Here is a 15,785-nt window from a genome sequence, read left to right as displayed (position 1 = left end):
GCGGCATCAAAGATGCCGCCGAAACTTTTTATAAAACAGTTTTATTTAAGCTTTCAAAGCTGTAATTTCATCTCTCAGTTTGGCTGCTTTTATAAAGTCAAGATTTTTTGCAGCAGCTTCCATTTCTTTCTGCTTCTGCGTAATCATTTTCTCTATATCTTCACTTGCATAGGTTGCTTTTGTTTCGGCAACTTTTTGAAGAATCTCTTTTTGAGTATATTTTTCATCAGGGAAGTCTTTGCTTCTTCCGACAAGATTTTCAGAAATCTTTTTATTTAATGCTTTTGGCTTCAGGCCATGATCATCGTTGTACTGTATTTGTTTAGCACGGCGGTATTCAGTTTCATCCAGGGTAGCCTGCATAGATTTGGTGATTTTGTCAGCATACATAATCGCTTTTCCGTTCACATTCCTTGCAGCACGTCCCACGGTTTGAATCATTGATCTTCTGCTTCTCAGCATTCCTTCTTTATCAGCATCCAGAATAGCAACCAACGAAACCTCCGGTAAATCCAATCCTTCTCGTAATAAGTTAACTCCGATTAGCACATCGAAAAGACCCAGACGTAGATCCTGCATGATCTGAATACGTTCCAGCGTTTCAACATCAGAGTGAATATATCTTGTTCTGATTCCGAATTTAATAAAGTATTTCGTAAGCTCTTCCGCCATTTTCTTCGTTAAAGTGGTTACCAGTACTCTTTCATCAGCATCAGATCTTTTATGGATTTCCTCCATCAAATCATCAATCTGGTTGATAGTAGGTCTTACCTCAATAATCGGGTCAAGAAGTCCAGTTGGGCGAATGATCTGCTCTATATAAGCTCCTCCGGTTCTCTCAAGTTCATAATCTGCAGGAGTTGCAGATACATAAATTACCTGATTCTGAATGGCTTCAAATTCTTCAAACTTTAAAGGTCTGTTATCCATTGCAGCCGGAAGTCTGAAACCATATTCCACTAGTGCTTCTTTTCTGCTTCGGTCACCTCCATACATGGCATGAACCTGTGGAACTGTTACGTGGCTTTCATCAATAACCATTAAAAAGTCTTTAGGAAAATAATCAATCAGACAGAAAGGTCTTGTTCCCGGAAGACGGCCGTCCAGGTATCTCGAATAGTTTTCAATTCCTGAACAATAGCCCAGCTCTTTAATCATTTCAAGATCCAGTTCGGTTCTTTCCTGAAGTCGCTTGGCTTCTAATGGTTTTCCAATAGAGCTAAAGAAATCAACCTGTTTTACCATATCATCCTGAATATCTTTAATGGCACCATTTAAGGTCTCCTTCGATGTTACAAAAAGATTGGCAGGGTAAATCTGTATTTGATCAAAATTATCCTCTACATTTCCCGTAACTGGGTCAAAACTTTGAATTTTTTCAATTTCATCCCCAAAAAACTGAATTCTGATCGCATTATCAGTATAAGCAGGGAAAACATCAATTACATCTCCTTTTACACGGAATGTTCCTCGTTGAAATTCATTTAATGTTCTGGCATATAATGCATTGACTAATGAGTGGAGAAGTGCTGTTCTTGTCACTTTTTCACCAATAGTAATGGAAATTAAAGATTTATGAAATTCTGTAGGGTTTCCGATACCATAAATACAGGAAACGGATGCCACAATCAAAACGTCTCTCCTTCCGGAAAGCAGACTGGCTGTTGCAGAAAGACGTAGCTTTTCAACTTCTTCATTGATGCTCAGGTCTTTTTCAATATAAGTTCCTGTTGTGGCAATATAAGCCTCAGGCTGGTAGTAATCATAATAGCTTACAAAGTATTCCACGGCATTTTCCGGAAAAAACTCTTTAAACTCCATGAAGAGCTGTGCCGCAAGAGTCTTATTGTGTGCCAGAACTAAGGTTGGGCGCTGAACATTTTTTACAACATTCGCAACAGTAAAAGTTTTTCCGGAGCCGGTAACCCCGAGAAGTGTTTGATATTTCTCACCGATCTCTATACCTTCAGTAAGTTTTTCAATAGCTTGGGGCTGATCTCCGGTAGGTTTATATTCTGATTGAAGCTTAAAATCCATAGAAAAGAATGTATACAACAAAAATACAAAAGAAATTATTAGACAGGATAATGTTTTGAAGATGAATATTTTGATAATAAAATTTTAACAGTCTCAACAAGAATAATTGAAATAATAAAAAGCGCTAATTTTTAGCGCTTTTCATTATTAAGGTTTGGTAAAAGTCATTGTTGCGGGGATTTTTAATACCGAAGCGATGGCTTTCCCATCTTTTGTGGCGGGTTTCCAGACTGTTTCGCTGCTTATTGCAGTCATTGTTCTAAGGAATTCCTTATTGAAAACATCGTTGTCACCGGAGGCTGTCACATTGGTTGTTTTCCCTGTTTCGTCTATATGAACATACGCAAAAGCTTTTATTGTTCCGTTTACTGAGTTCAGAGTATTGAGATCCATGGTTCTGCCTATTTTTGTTCTAAGGTCTTTCATCCCATTTGGATATTCAGCACTCACAAAGGTTTTGTCTTCCTGTAAGTTTGTGTTTTTACCTTCGCTGCTCACTATATTGTTTTCTCGTGGCGTTATGGTATCCTGAGTTTTTTTTAGCTCTTGTCTTTTAAAACCCATCATCATTGAAGATTTTCCCTCTTCTTTAGTTTTTGCAAAATAGGGATGAGTCATTAAGCTAACCTGATAAGGCTGAGGATTTTTTGCTGTTTTTGCATTCGGATAAATTTTGCTGATAGAAACATTTGAAAAATCTGTTTTTTTATAGTTTTTCAAAACGCTGTTTTCAATTTTTTTTGAATCAATCCAGACTGCATACTCATTTTTATTTAAGAATGATTTCAGCTCATTCTCTGTTGGAATTCTTTTTTTCAATTCAGGCAGCGCAAAGAATGTGATTTTCTGTTCATTCTTCTGATTTTCATTAAGTAAAGGATAGAGTTCTGCCAACCTTTTTTTATCACTTTCAGTAACGTTTTTTGAAAACTCAGCATATTTCCCATGATTCAGCAAATCTGCATACTTAGCTAATATGTCCTTAAATTCCTGGTAAGAATTCTGGCTATTAGCCTGAACAGAAGTTTCTGCTATTTTTTCAGGCATCTGAACATTCGCTGGATTGCCTGCATAAGTTCTTTCAGAAAGTAATACTGCAGCGACGATCAATGTTGTGATTCCAGCTGTTTTCTTTAACAGACTGAATTTCGATTTTTTTGTTTTCATCATAATAAATCTTTTTTTGGTGTTATTAAAATTAAATGAATGAGTAAGAGGAGGATTTTGGCGGCTAAGAATCTCTTCAAGAATAAGGTTTTGGTACTCCTTAATATTATAATTCTTTTTCAGAACCGCTTCATCTGCTAAAAATTCGTGATTCGTGATCACTGCTTTTTTGTATAAGAAAAGAACAGGATTGAACCATGTAAAAATCTTTAAAAGATTCAGTATTACTAGATCTATGCTGTGTTTCTGGTCAATATGAGCCTTTTCGTGCAGGAAAATCCTTTGGTCAATGACATTATTTTCCATATAACTTTTCCCCATATATATTGTATTCCAAAAGCTGAAAGGAGAAAGGCTTTCACTCGTTAATAGGATATTGTAATCCTCATAAATTTGTTTTTCTCCCTGAATTCTTCTGACAGCTAAAAGAGCGAAAAGGCTTTTTATCAGTAGAAAAAGTGTGATTACAGCATAAATAGCCCATATAATATTCATCCAGTTGAAACTTTCCGGTTCCGGCTGAATAAAGACCATTTGCTGAGCTGTTTCTTCAATGATCATTTGTGGTTTAGTCTCTGCTTCAGGTCTTTGTATGGTAATGTTGATCAATGGAATTATATAAGAAAGGAGTATAGCACTTAGCAAATACCATCTGTTGAATCTGTACATTCTTTCTTTTTCCAGGAAGAGATAATAAACGGCAATGAAAATAGAAGAACACAGAACTATTTTCAGAATAATAGCTGTCATATCTATTCTTTTATCTGTTCATCTATAATATCGCGGAGTTCTTTCAGCTGCTTTTGGCTGAGCTTGGCATTCGATGTAAAAAAGGATGCAAACTGTGTTACCGAGCTGTTGAAAAAACGATCAATCATGGATGACATTTCCTCCTTGAAATATTCCCCTTTTTCTATTTTCGGATAGTATTCACGGGAATTTCCATACACTTTATAGCCTACAAGTTCTTTGTTCTGCATTCTTTTAAGCAAGGTTGCAATAGTAGTTGCAGCAGGCTTAGGGTCTGGGTAGGCTTCCAGAATATCCTTCATGAAAATCTTTTTCTTCTCCCAAAGGATGTCCATGAGAATTTTTTCAGAATCTGTTAATTTAATCTCTTTCATTCTACAATGTTATAATTTGTTCTACAAATGTAGAATAAAAAATGAAACACACAAACTTTATGGCATTATTTTTCCATTCATTGTACAATCACCAATCATAATATTATGAAAATCAATCAATTTTATATCCCGGCACTGAGTTTTTTTCTTATTTTTTCTTCATGCAAAGAAAATCATGCGAATGCTCAGAAAACCGGAAATGATGGAAGTGTAGAAACAGAGAAGCCTAATTCTGACTACAAACCGGCATTTAAAGGGCAGACAAGAATCAAGGCAGTAAAGAGCACAACGGCCTATAATGTAGAGGTATTGAATAAAGATTTGGGAAGACCGTGGGGGATTATCAATTTACCTGACGGAAAATTTCTGATCACAGACAAAAAAGGTTACATGAATGTTGTTTCAACAGATGGAAAGCAGGTATCAAAAATAGAAGGCTTTCCAAAAGTAGATTCAAAAGGGCAGGGTGGAATGCTTGATGTAGCTCTTGATCCTGATTTTACTACCAACAGTATTATTTATTTCAGTTTTTCGGAACCGTTTGGAAAAGGAAATTTAACTTCTGTAGCGAAAGGTAAGCTGTCTGCAGATCTCAAAAATATCTCAGAAGTAAAAGTTATTTTCCGTGCGGAACCTTCTTATGACGGAGATAAGCACTATGGAAGCCGTTTGGCTTTTGATAAAGATGGAAACTTATTTGTCAGTACAGGAGAAAGATCAGATAAAGTAACCCGTGTGTATGCTCAGAAAACGGATAATTATCTTGGGAAAATTCTAAAAATCACAAAAGACGGAAAACCGGCTCCGGGAAATCCTTTTATCGGAAAATCTGGCTATAAACCTGAAATTTATGCTTATGGTGTACGTAATCCGCAGGGAATGGCCATTGATCCTAATGGAAATCTTTGGGATGTGGAGATGGGCCCGAGAGGCGGAGATGAGATCAACCTGATTCAACCCGGAAAAAATTACGGATGGGGAGATGTGACGTATGGAATTGAGTATTCAGGAGATAAAGTAGGGCAAGGAATCACTCAAAGAGAAGGTACTGAGCAGCCCGTCTATTACTGGGATCCTGTGATTTCACCAAGCGGAATTACTTTTTATACAGGAAATATTGAGGAGTGGAAAGGAAACCTGATTATCGGATGTTTAAGTGGTGAGCATATTGACAGAATTGTAATGAAAGATAATAAAGTAGTGGGTGAAGAACGTCTTCTTGCAGATCAGAAAGAACGTTTCCGGGATGTATTGAATGGAATGGACGGAAATCTTTATGCGGTAACCGACAGTGGTAAATTGTATAAGATTTCAAAAAAATAAATAAAAAAACTCCTGAAAATTTTCAGGAGTTTTTATTTTCAGTTAAAACTTAAAGTTAAGTCTGGCAAAAACCTGTCTTCCGGAAAATCCCATCTGAACAGGGTCAAAAATACCTCCGCCTTCTGTATTTCCCTCGCTTACATGAGTGGTTTGCAGCGTAGGATATCTGTTGAATAGATTTTTACTACCTAGAGTTAGGTTCAGATTCTTACAAAATTCATAACCAAAAGAAAGATCGGTAGTTACTTTGGGATTATATAGCTGTTCTGTACCATCATAACCAATTAGTGTTGCTTTGTCAAATCTTACCAACTGCAGATTCGCATTGAATTTGTTGATCTTATAATTGAGATTTAAATTAACTTTTGTTTTTGGAGCAGAAGCAAGGATAAAAGCTTTTTCTCTCTTACTCAGGTAAATATCTTCTTTTCCTGCCAGCTGTTCTGAAGTATTCACTTTGGTAATTTCCATATCATTATAGTTTCCGGCTAAGGTAGCAGTCAGTTTCCCGGAACCAAGATTTTCAGTATAACTTAAAATAAGGTCAACCCCTTTTGTGCGGGTATCTATTGCATTGGAAAAGAACTGTACCTGATCAATAAATGGATTATCTGCCTGAACATCTGCAGGCAAGTCTGGCTGTGCGAAATATCCGGTAAGAACGATTCTGTTTTTTACCTGAATATAATATCCATCCACTGTCGCTGTGAATTTTCCTGTATTGAAAGTAAATCCGGCACTTCCGTTCACAGAGGTTTCCTGCTTCAATTGAGGAATTCCAAGACTGCTTGCAATTTTACTATCGTTAGAAGCTAGCTGAATAGTAACCAACTGCCCACCCTGAAAATTGGTAAACTGCTGGCTGTAGTATTTCTGAGCCAGAGAAGGTGCCCTGAACCCGGTGGAAACGGAACCACGAAAAGCGAACTGCGGTGTGATCGCATATCTTGTCGCAAATTTTCCATTCAGGGTACTTCCGAAATCATTATAATTTTCAAATCTTCCGGCAACACTTATCATCCAGTTTTTTGTAACATCCAACTCGGTGTCTACATAGGCGGCAAAGTTATTTCTGCTTTTGCCAATATCTGTTGAATATCCCGGGAATCCCTGAGAACCGCCTGGTCTTACATTACCGCTTAAAGGGTTGGTAACAAGAAGGTTTGGAGGAGTACTGGCGGTTACAGGATTTCCATTGACATCATACATGGCATAAGAAGCTTCTTCTCCTTTGATGATATCAAATTTCTCATACCTGAATTCCGACCCGAAAGCAACGTTTAGCCCTTCCAGCACTTTGAACTGTTTCACTGCATTAAAGCCGGTTGTATTCTGTAATAATGAATGTCCTCCGGCATTAAAACTTGTAGGTGATTTGATGCCCAGAGTAGCATTAATCGTATTGTCAATCTGATAGGTAAATCTGTTGTTGCCAAAAGCATTATAAAAATCTACGTCCCAGTCAGCAACCTTAAATTTCAGACCGTTATCAAACGTAAAATCTGTAATACTTGTATTTTCAATCGGATTAAATCCTGTAGGGTAAACTTCGGGAATATTTCCGTCTGCATCTGCTGATCTGGTCCATGCGTAAGCTTTGGTATTTCTATGGGAAAAGCCCTGACGAGAATAGAATTTCAGACCATCAGATAAAGGAAGCTCAATATTTCCGAAAAAGTAAATGTTTTGAGCTTTTGCATCCCCGAAACGCTGCCTTGGTGCAGTATACACATCAGGATTTGCATTTCGTATCGCATAATCTTTGTTCATAAACTCTACTGTAAAGTTTCCAAAACCTCCTTTTGAACCTATTTTAGTTCCTAAATTTCCACTGAAATCAACGGTTGTTCCGTCTATTTTATGATCAGAAACGACATCATTATTTCCGGGACTTTTAAAAAGGTTCATTCCTGTGAATAGATTTCCCTCAAAACCTTTATCACGATCATTCAAAATAACATTGATTACCCCTGCGATAGCATCTGAGCCATATTGAGCTGAAGCTCCGTCACGAAGGACCTCCACTCTTTTTATGGAACCAATGGGAATGGTATTCATATCGTATCCCGTATTTCCTCTTCCTTTAGTTCCGAAAAGATTGATCAGTGAAGACTGGTGATATCTTTTTCCATTTAATAAGAGTAGGGTTTGATCTGGGCCTAAGCCTCTTAAAGTGGCAGGATCTACTGCATCAGCTCCATCAGACCCTGATTGTTTGTTGGAATTGAAAGAAGGTGCAGAGAACTGTAAAAGCTGGTTGATTTCTACTTGCCCAGTTGACTGGCTTACCTGTTTGATGTCGATGATATCAATAGGAACGGGTGTATTTACTACAGTTCTTTTTTTATTCCGGCTTCCGGTAATAGCGACTTCGTCTATCTTAGATTCTTTCAGGGTATCCTTTATTTGCTGGGCATAGGATAGGGTGGAAACTCCAAGAAAAATAATGCTGATGTATTTTATTTTCATATAGATAATTTTGAGTGGTGATTTAATCAAAATTATCAATATTTATTTTTAAATCCATACTAAAATTAAATATTTAGTATGGATATCTTAATTTAATAGAGATTAGCGTTAATTTAAGAAAAATAATAACTTATTATTTGAAATTAATGAAAAATTTTAATGTTAAAAGCTGGTAATGATTCTGTTAATTCCTTCTTCTAAAATTTCCTGTGAGGTGGAAAAGCAAATTCTGATATGTCCTTCCGCTCCTTTTCCGAACCATCTTTCTGATCCTGGAACAATGGCAACTTTCCCCTGTTTTAAAACATGTTGGGCAAATTGATCACTGGACATTCCGTTTTCAATCTTTGGAAAGAGTACGAAAGTAGCCTCAGGGAGATTGGGGTTTAGAATTTCTGAGCGGCTTAATAATGTAAACGCAAGATTCCTGTTACTCTGTAAATGAGCTAAAAATTCCTCATACCAAGGTTTTGCTTTCTCCAAAGCTACGCTTCCGGCAATCTGTGACAAAGTAGAAACACCTTCTATCGTTGAATTGAAATTGGATTTCTCTGTAAAATCCTCAAGGATATCCTGATCATGACACAAGACAGCCCCGATTCTCAATCCTGCTATTCCAAATGATTTTGAAAACCCATACACGGTAAAGCTTTTTCTCTTTGCTTTTTCAGAAACAGAAGAATAGGTATGAAAATCTTTGTTGTCATAAATAATATCACTCCAGATTTCATCGCTCATCACCCAAAGATCATGAGCTGAAGCGATCTCTGCTATTTTTATTAAGACTTCTTTAGAATAAACCCTTCCCAGGGGATTGTGTGGATTGCAAATGCTGAGAAGTTTGGTTTTGGAACCAATTAAAGAGACCAGTTTTTCAAAGTCAATGTCTCCGGTTATTGTATTTACAGGACAAAGCATCACTTTTCCACCTGCTGTTTCTACTGATTTTTTGAAAAGAAAATCTACAGGATCCAGAATAATGGCTTCATCTCCCGGATTCAGAACATAAGAAGCAATCAGGAACATTCCCTGAGCAGCACTGTTGACAGCCAGAACATTTTCAGGAGAAAAAGTTCCGTGTTTCTCTTTGTTGAAATGGTCTGCAACACTTTTTTTGAATTCCGGAAGACCAGAAAACGGTCCGTAGCTTAGATAGCCGTCTTTTAGGTATTCAATAATTCCCTGTTCTATTTCAGGAGCTGTCCTGAAGTCCGGATCAGCAGCGGTAAGGGGAATAATTCCTTCTTCCAGGGTTGCCCATCTTCCGTTATAAGCCTTTCTTTTCAAAGCTTCAAAATTGATATCATTATTGCTGAACATAGTTATTTATAAGATATGGGTAAAATATTTTCTGATTGTTGACTAAGTGGCAAGAGGAACTGATTGAGCAATGTTCTTCCGTTGTTGATATGAACCTCAATTTCAGGCTTCCTTTTTTCTTCATATTTTCTGAAGGCTTCCTTTATGTTTTTATCTTCAACTAAATATTTCGTTAATGTAAAAGAATCTTTTAGTGCAGAGGTTACTCCCTGGCTTGTAAAAGGAATCAGCGGATGGGCTGCATCTCCTATGAATACAATATTATCTTTATAAAACGGATTGAGCTTTTCCAACTCATACACACACCATAAATGTACGTTTTTATAGTCTGATTTCTGTATAATTGACGGGACTAAAGGATGCCAGTTTTGAAAAACTTCAAGCATATATTTCCTTAGATTCTCTGGTGAACACTCATTGATCGTGTATTTCTCATTATCAAACTGTGAATACCAAAGAATGGTATCAGCAGAAAGTTTAAGGATTCCAAATGTAAGGCCTCCTTCTTCATGATGGAATTTTATAAAGTCATTTTCAATAGAATCCGCAATTTCCTTATCCTGAATAATATTGACTACTTCACTTTCTCTTACCGCTTTCAGTGTTTCACTTTTGAAGAGGCTTCTTCTGATGCGGCTTTTGGAGCCATCAGAAACAATAGCAGCATCCGCGTCAATATCAGTGCCATCCGAAAGTTTCAATTTTCCATTGCGTCTATCATCCGGGGTGATCGTTTGTTCATAGGTTATTTTTTCTGGGGAGATGTTTTGTACCAGCAGATCAATTAATGAATGTCTTGAAATGGCGAAGACATTGTTCAGCTCCTTTTCTGCCAGCATCTTTCCTGTATGGGAGTACTGTATGTATTTTTTTAGAAAATTTCCATGCTGAAGAAGAAGATCAGGATCGAGAATCTGATAAAGGTATTCCATCCCTTCCTGTGGAATGAGAAAGCCATGACCTGCCAGATCTTTCTTTTTTCTTCTTTCGTAAATGTGGTAATCAATCTTGTGCTTTTCTAAGTAATTCGCCATGCTTAAACCGGAAATACCGGCACCCACGACAGCAATTTTCTTCATTTTTTTCGGAATAACGGATTTTTCAGGTTGGTTCTCAAGTATTTTTACATCTGTTTCATCAGATGGATACAAAATTAAAATTAAAAACATTCACTATTTCAAAAAATGGATTAATTTGATTTTGTTTTCTTAAAAATAGAATGAAAAGAATAATATGTTATATGTAATAAAGAAATATGCTTGATTTATATTTATTTTTAAAATGCAGTATCTGATTGATTTTGAATTTGTTATTAGTGTGTGTTTTGGAATATAAAAAACAATATTGTCTTAGTGTTGGAGGATTTTGAACTTTAAAGCATAAAAAAACCGGAAAAAATTCCGGTTTTATGATTAAGCTTTTTCAAGCTGAACAGTAAAGTGTCTTAAGATTTCCGGCTCCCAGGTGATCTTGTACCCTTTTGCTATTTCTTCACGTCTTTCATAAACGTTCTTGATAGCGGCAGCAATATAATCCATATGGTTATTGGTATAGGTTCTTCTAGGAATTGCCAGACGTACCAATTCTAATTTCGGATAACGGTTTTCTCTTGTTGCAGGATCTCTGTCTGCCAGTAATGTTCCTATTTCTACGGTTCTGATCCCTGCTTCTTTATAAATTTCAAGACCTAATGTCTGTGCCGGATATTCTTCACGGGAAACATTGGGAAGGAAGTTTAGAGAATCAATGAATACAGCATGTCCTCCGATTGGTTTTTGAACCGGGATTCCATATTCAATCAGCTTATTGCCTAAATATTCAACCTGAGAAATTCTGCTTTCAAGATAAGCAAACTCAGTAGCTTCATCAAGACCTACAGCTAATGCTGCCATATCTCTTCCGGCCATTCCACCGTAAGTAATAAAGCCTTCGTAAATAATTGTAAAGTTGGAAGCTTTTCTGAAAACCTCTTCATTATTCAAAGCAATAAATCCTCCGATATTTACTAAACCGTCTTTTTTAGAACTCATTGTCATCCCGTCTCCGTAAGAGAAAATTTCCTTGCAGATTTCTTTGATGCTTCTGTTTTCCTGTCCTGCTTCTCTTTTTTTGATGAAGTAAGCATTCTCAGCAAATCTCGCTGAATCAAAGAATACGGGGATTCCATATTGGTCAGAAAGTGCTTTTACAGCCTTCATGTTTTCTAATGATACGGGCTGTCCTCCTGAAGAGTTACACGTAATGGTAATTAAGCAGAAAGGGATGTTTTCTTTAGGGTGGCTTTTATAAACTTCTTCCAGTTTTTCAAGGTTGATATTTCCTTTGAAAGGGTGAAGGTCATTAATGTCAAAAGCTTCATCAATTGTACAGTCGATGGCATGTGCTTTTCTGATCTCGATATGTCCTTTTGTGGTATCAAAATGTGAGTTTCCCGGAACTACATCTCCTTCTTTTACCAATACTGAAAAAAGAACGTTTTCAGCAGCTCTTCCCTGGTGTGTAGGTAATAAATATTTGAATCCTGTAATTTTTTCAACAGTTTTCTGTAATTGTTCAAAAGAACGGGATCCTGCGTAGCTTTCATCTCCGGTCATCAAAGCAGACCATTGTTTATCAGACATTGCTCCGGTTCCTGAATCGGTAAGCAGGTCAATATAAACATGTGAAGATCTTAAATTGAAAAGGTTATAATTAGCTTCTTTAAGCCATTGCTCTCTTTCTTCTCTGGTGGATTGATAGATTTCTTCCACCATTTTAATGCGGAAAGGTTCCGCGTACGGTAAATTCATGAGTTAAATTATGTTTTAAATTGTTTGTAAAGAAAATGTGTTTGAAAATAATTTTCAAAATTCATCAATGTATAAATAAGGCTTGGGAAGTATTATTCCGGAGCTTTAAATATGTTTTCATCAGAATGGAATCCGGCTACACCGCCGCTCACTGCAAACTTCATTGCAGAAGCTGCTGTCATTCCCACTACAGGTTTGATGTTTTTTTCTTCAGTAACAATTACCCAGCCCGAGATGGCGTACGAGTGGGGAAGATATACCGCAACGTAATTATGCTTGTCAACGTCCGACATTTCTTTTTGAGTTAAAAAACCAATTCTCCAGATCTCCGGATTTTCATTGGTTTTTACCCATACAGGATCGTTGAATTTTTTCTTATCACCTACAAATGAAGACATCACGTCTTTTGTGGGAGTGTAAATATGTTTTACTCCCGGAGTTTTCTCCAGTAAACTGTCCATAGTATCGAAAAAGAATCTTCCGACCACGAATTTATTTCCCAGATATCCTAAAATAGCTGTAAACAGAATAATGGATACGAATACAAGCCCTGGAATCTGCTTGGCCAGCGAAGGAACAAGATTGTCAATGGCGCTTACAATATACCAGATTACAAAAATGGTAAGCCCGATAGGGCCAATGATAACGAGTCCCTGAAAAAAGTTTTTCAGAAATAGATTGGCAATATTTTCAAAGCTTGGCTTCTTCAATGTGTATTCTTTACTGTTTCTATTTTAACCGTGAATAGTTTCTTTGTTTCCGTAGGATTTAATAATATTAGCTTCATATTCCAGCCATTCTTCCCAACGTTTGTTTACTTTCTCCGGATCTCCAAGCTGTCTTGCAAATCCAATGAATGTAGTGTAATGATTAGCTTCAGAAATCATAAGTTCTTTGTAAAAAACTTTAAGTTCTTCGTCTTTGATGTTTTCGGTAAGAACCTTAAATCTTTCGCAGCTTCTGGCTTCAATCATAGCAGCAAAAAGCATTTTGTCTACGATGAGGTTGTCTCTTGTTCCCTGAACGATAAATTTCGCCAGTTCATTCACGTAATCATCTTTTCTTGCTCTTCCAAAGGTATATCCTCTTTTCTTAATGATCTCATGAACCTGATTGAAATGATCCAGTTCTTCCTGTGCAATGGCAAGAAGTTCTGTTACAATCTCAGGATATTCCGGAAGCATTGTAATCAGGCCTATGGCATTAGTAGCTGCTTTTTGCTCACACCAGGCATGATCTGTTAAAATTTCTCCGATGTTTCCTTCTGCAATATTTGCCCACCTTGGATCGGTAGGGAGTTTCAACTTAAACATGTTGTAAAATTTCTGTAAATTTAAACAAATTGAGGTAAGAAATGTGACTTTATTTCAATTTGATCATTAAAGTCTTAAGAGGCGGTCTTTCTTCTTAGGAATTCCAAAATATTCCAACCCCAGATATCTACTTTTTTTAATCCGGCAGAGATAACAAAAGCTAAAACGATATTAATCCCATAAATAATGATCATTAAAATCCACCATGACATATTTTCTTTTAACGGAACGACCAGAAAATACACCAATGAAGAACTGATGCCCTGTGCAAAGTAGAAGAAAATAGCATTCTTCCCGATGTGGGTGATAAAATTTTCTTTTGTGATCTTTAATCGGTTATAAAGGACAAATAATGTTACGAGTGAGAATAATGTCCAGATGATATAAGGTATTTTTGGTGGGAATTTGTTTTTGTTGATTTTATAGAAAATTTCTCCCCCATAGTACCAGAACATCCATATAAGAGCTGCCCCAACGCATGCATATAGTATAGGAATTGCTTTGGCAGGAATCTTTTTCCCACGCATCCTGTGACCAATTAAAAATACAGCAAGATAAAAAGCTACATACCCCACCTGTCCTGTTGGATAATATTCCGGGAAAAGATTGAATAATAAAGTCAGACCCATACAAAGCCCAATGAACCAATTGATATGTTTCGCGAAGAACCTTAAGATAAGGACACCAAAAACAGTGAGAACATAATAAACTTTAAGATACCAGAAGCTTCCCATCACTACAGGAAAAGTGTCAGCATTGGTATATTGATGAAGATACCAGTTGCCCAGATTTTCCCATTGAGGGGTTGCTGAAATACTGGTGGCCGAGTATTTAGATCCAAATGTGGAATAAAAGTTTTGAAGCCATTCCATGGAAAAGAAGCTCAGTCCAAAAACTTTAAAGAAGTAATCTAAAAAGAACAGGAAAGTCACAAATATCATATAGGTAATCTGCAGTTTCAATAGCCGGTACAATGTTTTTTCAATATTGGCTCCGGAAGTGATTCCACTCAGGGCATAAAAAAGAGCAACGTCAAAAACAAGCGAGAAGACTCTTACTTCTGCGGGAATATAAAACTGTCCAGACCAGAAAGCGGTATGGATAAAGATGATAGAAAGTGTTGCCAGTCCTTTGGCGAAATCAATATAGAGATCTCTGTTCATTATAGATTGCTTGGAAGATTTTATTTTTTCAAAAATACAAACAAATTGATTTTATAGAACATAAAAGATTTTAAAAACAAAAAAGGGGCGGAACATACTGTCCGCCTCCTTTCTTAAATATGCTAAAAATGAATGTTCTCGTTTATTGAAGATGTTTAAACTCTTCTGCGGAAATTTCTCCGGACTGAATTTTTCTCAGCTCATCAATATATTGACTCATATATGCGTCAATTTCAGGATTTACTGTATTCTTAGCCATCTTATAAGTTCCGTTTAATACTCCCTGATAATAATAGAAGAAGTTATAATCGAAATTTGATGCATTAAGATCATATTGTCCTAAAAGGAATCCTAAACGTACTGCTGATCTTCTTTGAGCAGGAGTTCCGTGGTGTCCCGGATTGGTGGTCTGATAATCTCCGATGCTTTGTGCAAACTCGTAAGCTGCTGCAATTTCAGGAAAGCTGGTTTTATTATAACCATTAGGTCTTCTCAGGTAGTATCCTGCAAAGCCATCAGCTTCAAGCTCATTAGGTCTGGCTGTATTTTCATTTACAGAAGGAAGCCCAAATATATATTGCAGCTGATGCCCGTATTCATGTGCAAGAATCATCGCATTCACAATATCTCCGCCTTTTGCTTTTGCATCATAATAGATGGCATATCCATAATAGATCTTTCCGGTAGAATAGGAAATTGCATTGTACGTTGAATTGAAATTGGATGCATCATTCACAAATCTCAGTGTAGGATTGCTTCTTCCCCACAAACTTGCGATTTTAGTCATCTGACTATTCATAAAATTGGTATCTGTGGAGTTTTGTAGACCGGTTAATAAAACCGAATTGTTGCTCCAGTTGTTGTCTACATAGGAGCAGATTTTTTCAAGATCTCCGGGTTGATCAATTTTAGCACTAAGTGCTTCTTGCTGGGGTTGAACATTGCTGTCCATTTGGTCATCACTACATGCTGTCAGTGAAGTGACAGCAATGGCACCTGCTAGTAAGCAGAGATTAAAGTTTCTTTTCATATATAAATTCAATTTGGTAAAACGAAGGTATGAAATTATCTCTTAAGTGT

Annotated in this window: 12 protein-coding genes; 1 reads left to right on the top strand and 11 read right to left on the bottom strand. The window is 36.7% G+C overall.

Annotation, left to right across the window (positions count from 1 at the left end):
- Positions 1–45: 45 nt before the first annotated feature.
- From uvrB to CHRYMOREF3P_RS13245, 3 genes are all read right to left on the bottom strand, one after another.
- The gene (uvrB, locus tag CHRYMOREF3P_RS13255; RefSeq protein ID WP_180564818.1) at positions 46–2,037 is read right to left on the bottom strand and encodes an excinuclease ABC subunit UvrB; all 1,992 of its coding nucleotides are present in this window, start codon (positions 2,035–2,037) and stop codon (positions 46–48) included.
- 147 nt (positions 2,038–2,184) lie between these two features.
- The gene (locus CHRYMOREF3P_RS13250; protein WP_180564817.1) at positions 2,185–3,954 is read right to left on the bottom strand and encodes a M56 family metallopeptidase; all 1,770 of its coding nucleotides are present in this window, start codon (positions 3,952–3,954) and stop codon (positions 2,185–2,187) included.
- Positions 3,955–3,956: 2 nt separating this feature from the next.
- Complete coding sequence (locus CHRYMOREF3P_RS13245) at positions 3,957–4,328, bottom strand: BlaI/MecI/CopY family transcriptional regulator (protein ID WP_077419391.1); 372 nt, start codon at positions 4,326–4,328, stop codon at positions 3,957–3,959.
- A 105-nt stretch (positions 4,329–4,433) separates the two neighbouring features.
- Between CHRYMOREF3P_RS13245 and CHRYMOREF3P_RS13240 the strand changes: the two genes are divergently transcribed.
- Entirely contained in the window at positions 4,434–5,651 is a 1,218-nt protein-coding gene (locus tag CHRYMOREF3P_RS13240) for a PQQ-dependent sugar dehydrogenase (RefSeq protein WP_180564816.1), read from the top strand.
- Between the two features lie 42 nt (positions 5,652–5,693).
- Here the strand turns inward: CHRYMOREF3P_RS13240 and CHRYMOREF3P_RS13235 are convergent, their stop codons facing one another.
- The 8 genes from CHRYMOREF3P_RS13235 to CHRYMOREF3P_RS13200 all read right to left on the bottom strand — a co-directional run bounded on the left by CHRYMOREF3P_RS13235 (position 5,694) and on the right by CHRYMOREF3P_RS13200 (position 15,735).
- The gene (locus tag CHRYMOREF3P_RS13235) at positions 5,694–8,120 is read right to left on the bottom strand and encodes a TonB-dependent receptor plug domain-containing protein (protein WP_180564815.1); all 2,427 of its coding nucleotides are present in this window, start codon (positions 8,118–8,120) and stop codon (positions 5,694–5,696) included.
- A gap of 162 nt (positions 8,121–8,282) precedes the next feature.
- Positions 8,283–9,440, bottom strand: coding sequence for a pyridoxal phosphate-dependent aminotransferase (locus CHRYMOREF3P_RS13230; protein ID WP_180564814.1), 1,158 nt, complete (start codon positions 9,438–9,440; stop codon positions 8,283–8,285).
- Between the two features lie 2 nt (positions 9,441–9,442).
- A complete protein-coding gene (locus CHRYMOREF3P_RS13225) occupies positions 9,443–10,609 on the bottom strand; it encodes an FAD-dependent monooxygenase (RefSeq protein ID WP_232539027.1) in 1,167 nt (388 codons plus the stop codon).
- Between the two features lie 243 nt (positions 10,610–10,852).
- On the bottom strand, positions 10,853–12,229 hold the full coding sequence (locus CHRYMOREF3P_RS13220; RefSeq protein ID WP_047377239.1) for a tryptophanase: 1,377 nt from the start codon (positions 12,227–12,229) through the stop codon (positions 10,853–10,855).
- Between the two features lie 92 nt (positions 12,230–12,321).
- Entirely contained in the window at positions 12,322–12,939 is a 618-nt protein-coding gene (locus CHRYMOREF3P_RS13215; RefSeq protein WP_047377240.1) for a DUF502 domain-containing protein, read from the bottom strand.
- Positions 12,940–12,963: 24 nt separating this feature from the next.
- Positions 12,964–13,542, bottom strand: a complete 579-nt coding sequence (locus tag CHRYMOREF3P_RS13210) for a tRNA-(ms[2]io[6]A)-hydroxylase (RefSeq protein ID WP_077419396.1) — start codon at positions 13,540–13,542, stop codon at positions 12,964–12,966.
- Positions 13,543–13,616: 74 nt separating this feature from the next.
- Positions 13,617–14,705: an acyltransferase family protein gene (locus CHRYMOREF3P_RS13205; protein WP_180564813.1), complete on the bottom strand. Its 1,089-nt coding sequence runs from the start codon at positions 14,703–14,705 to the stop codon at positions 13,617–13,619.
- Between the two features lie 142 nt (positions 14,706–14,847).
- Positions 14,848–15,735: a metalloprotease gene (locus CHRYMOREF3P_RS13200; RefSeq protein ID WP_180564812.1), complete on the bottom strand. Its 888-nt coding sequence runs from the start codon at positions 15,733–15,735 to the stop codon at positions 14,848–14,850.
- Positions 15,736–15,785 lie beyond the last annotated feature (50 nt).

The organism is Chryseobacterium sp. JV274, assembly GCF_903969135.1.
Lineage (GTDB): Bacteria > Bacteroidota > Bacteroidia > Flavobacteriales > Weeksellaceae > Chryseobacterium.
Note: the sequence above shows the minus strand (reverse complement) of the source record. Positions and strands in the feature narration are given on the sequence as shown.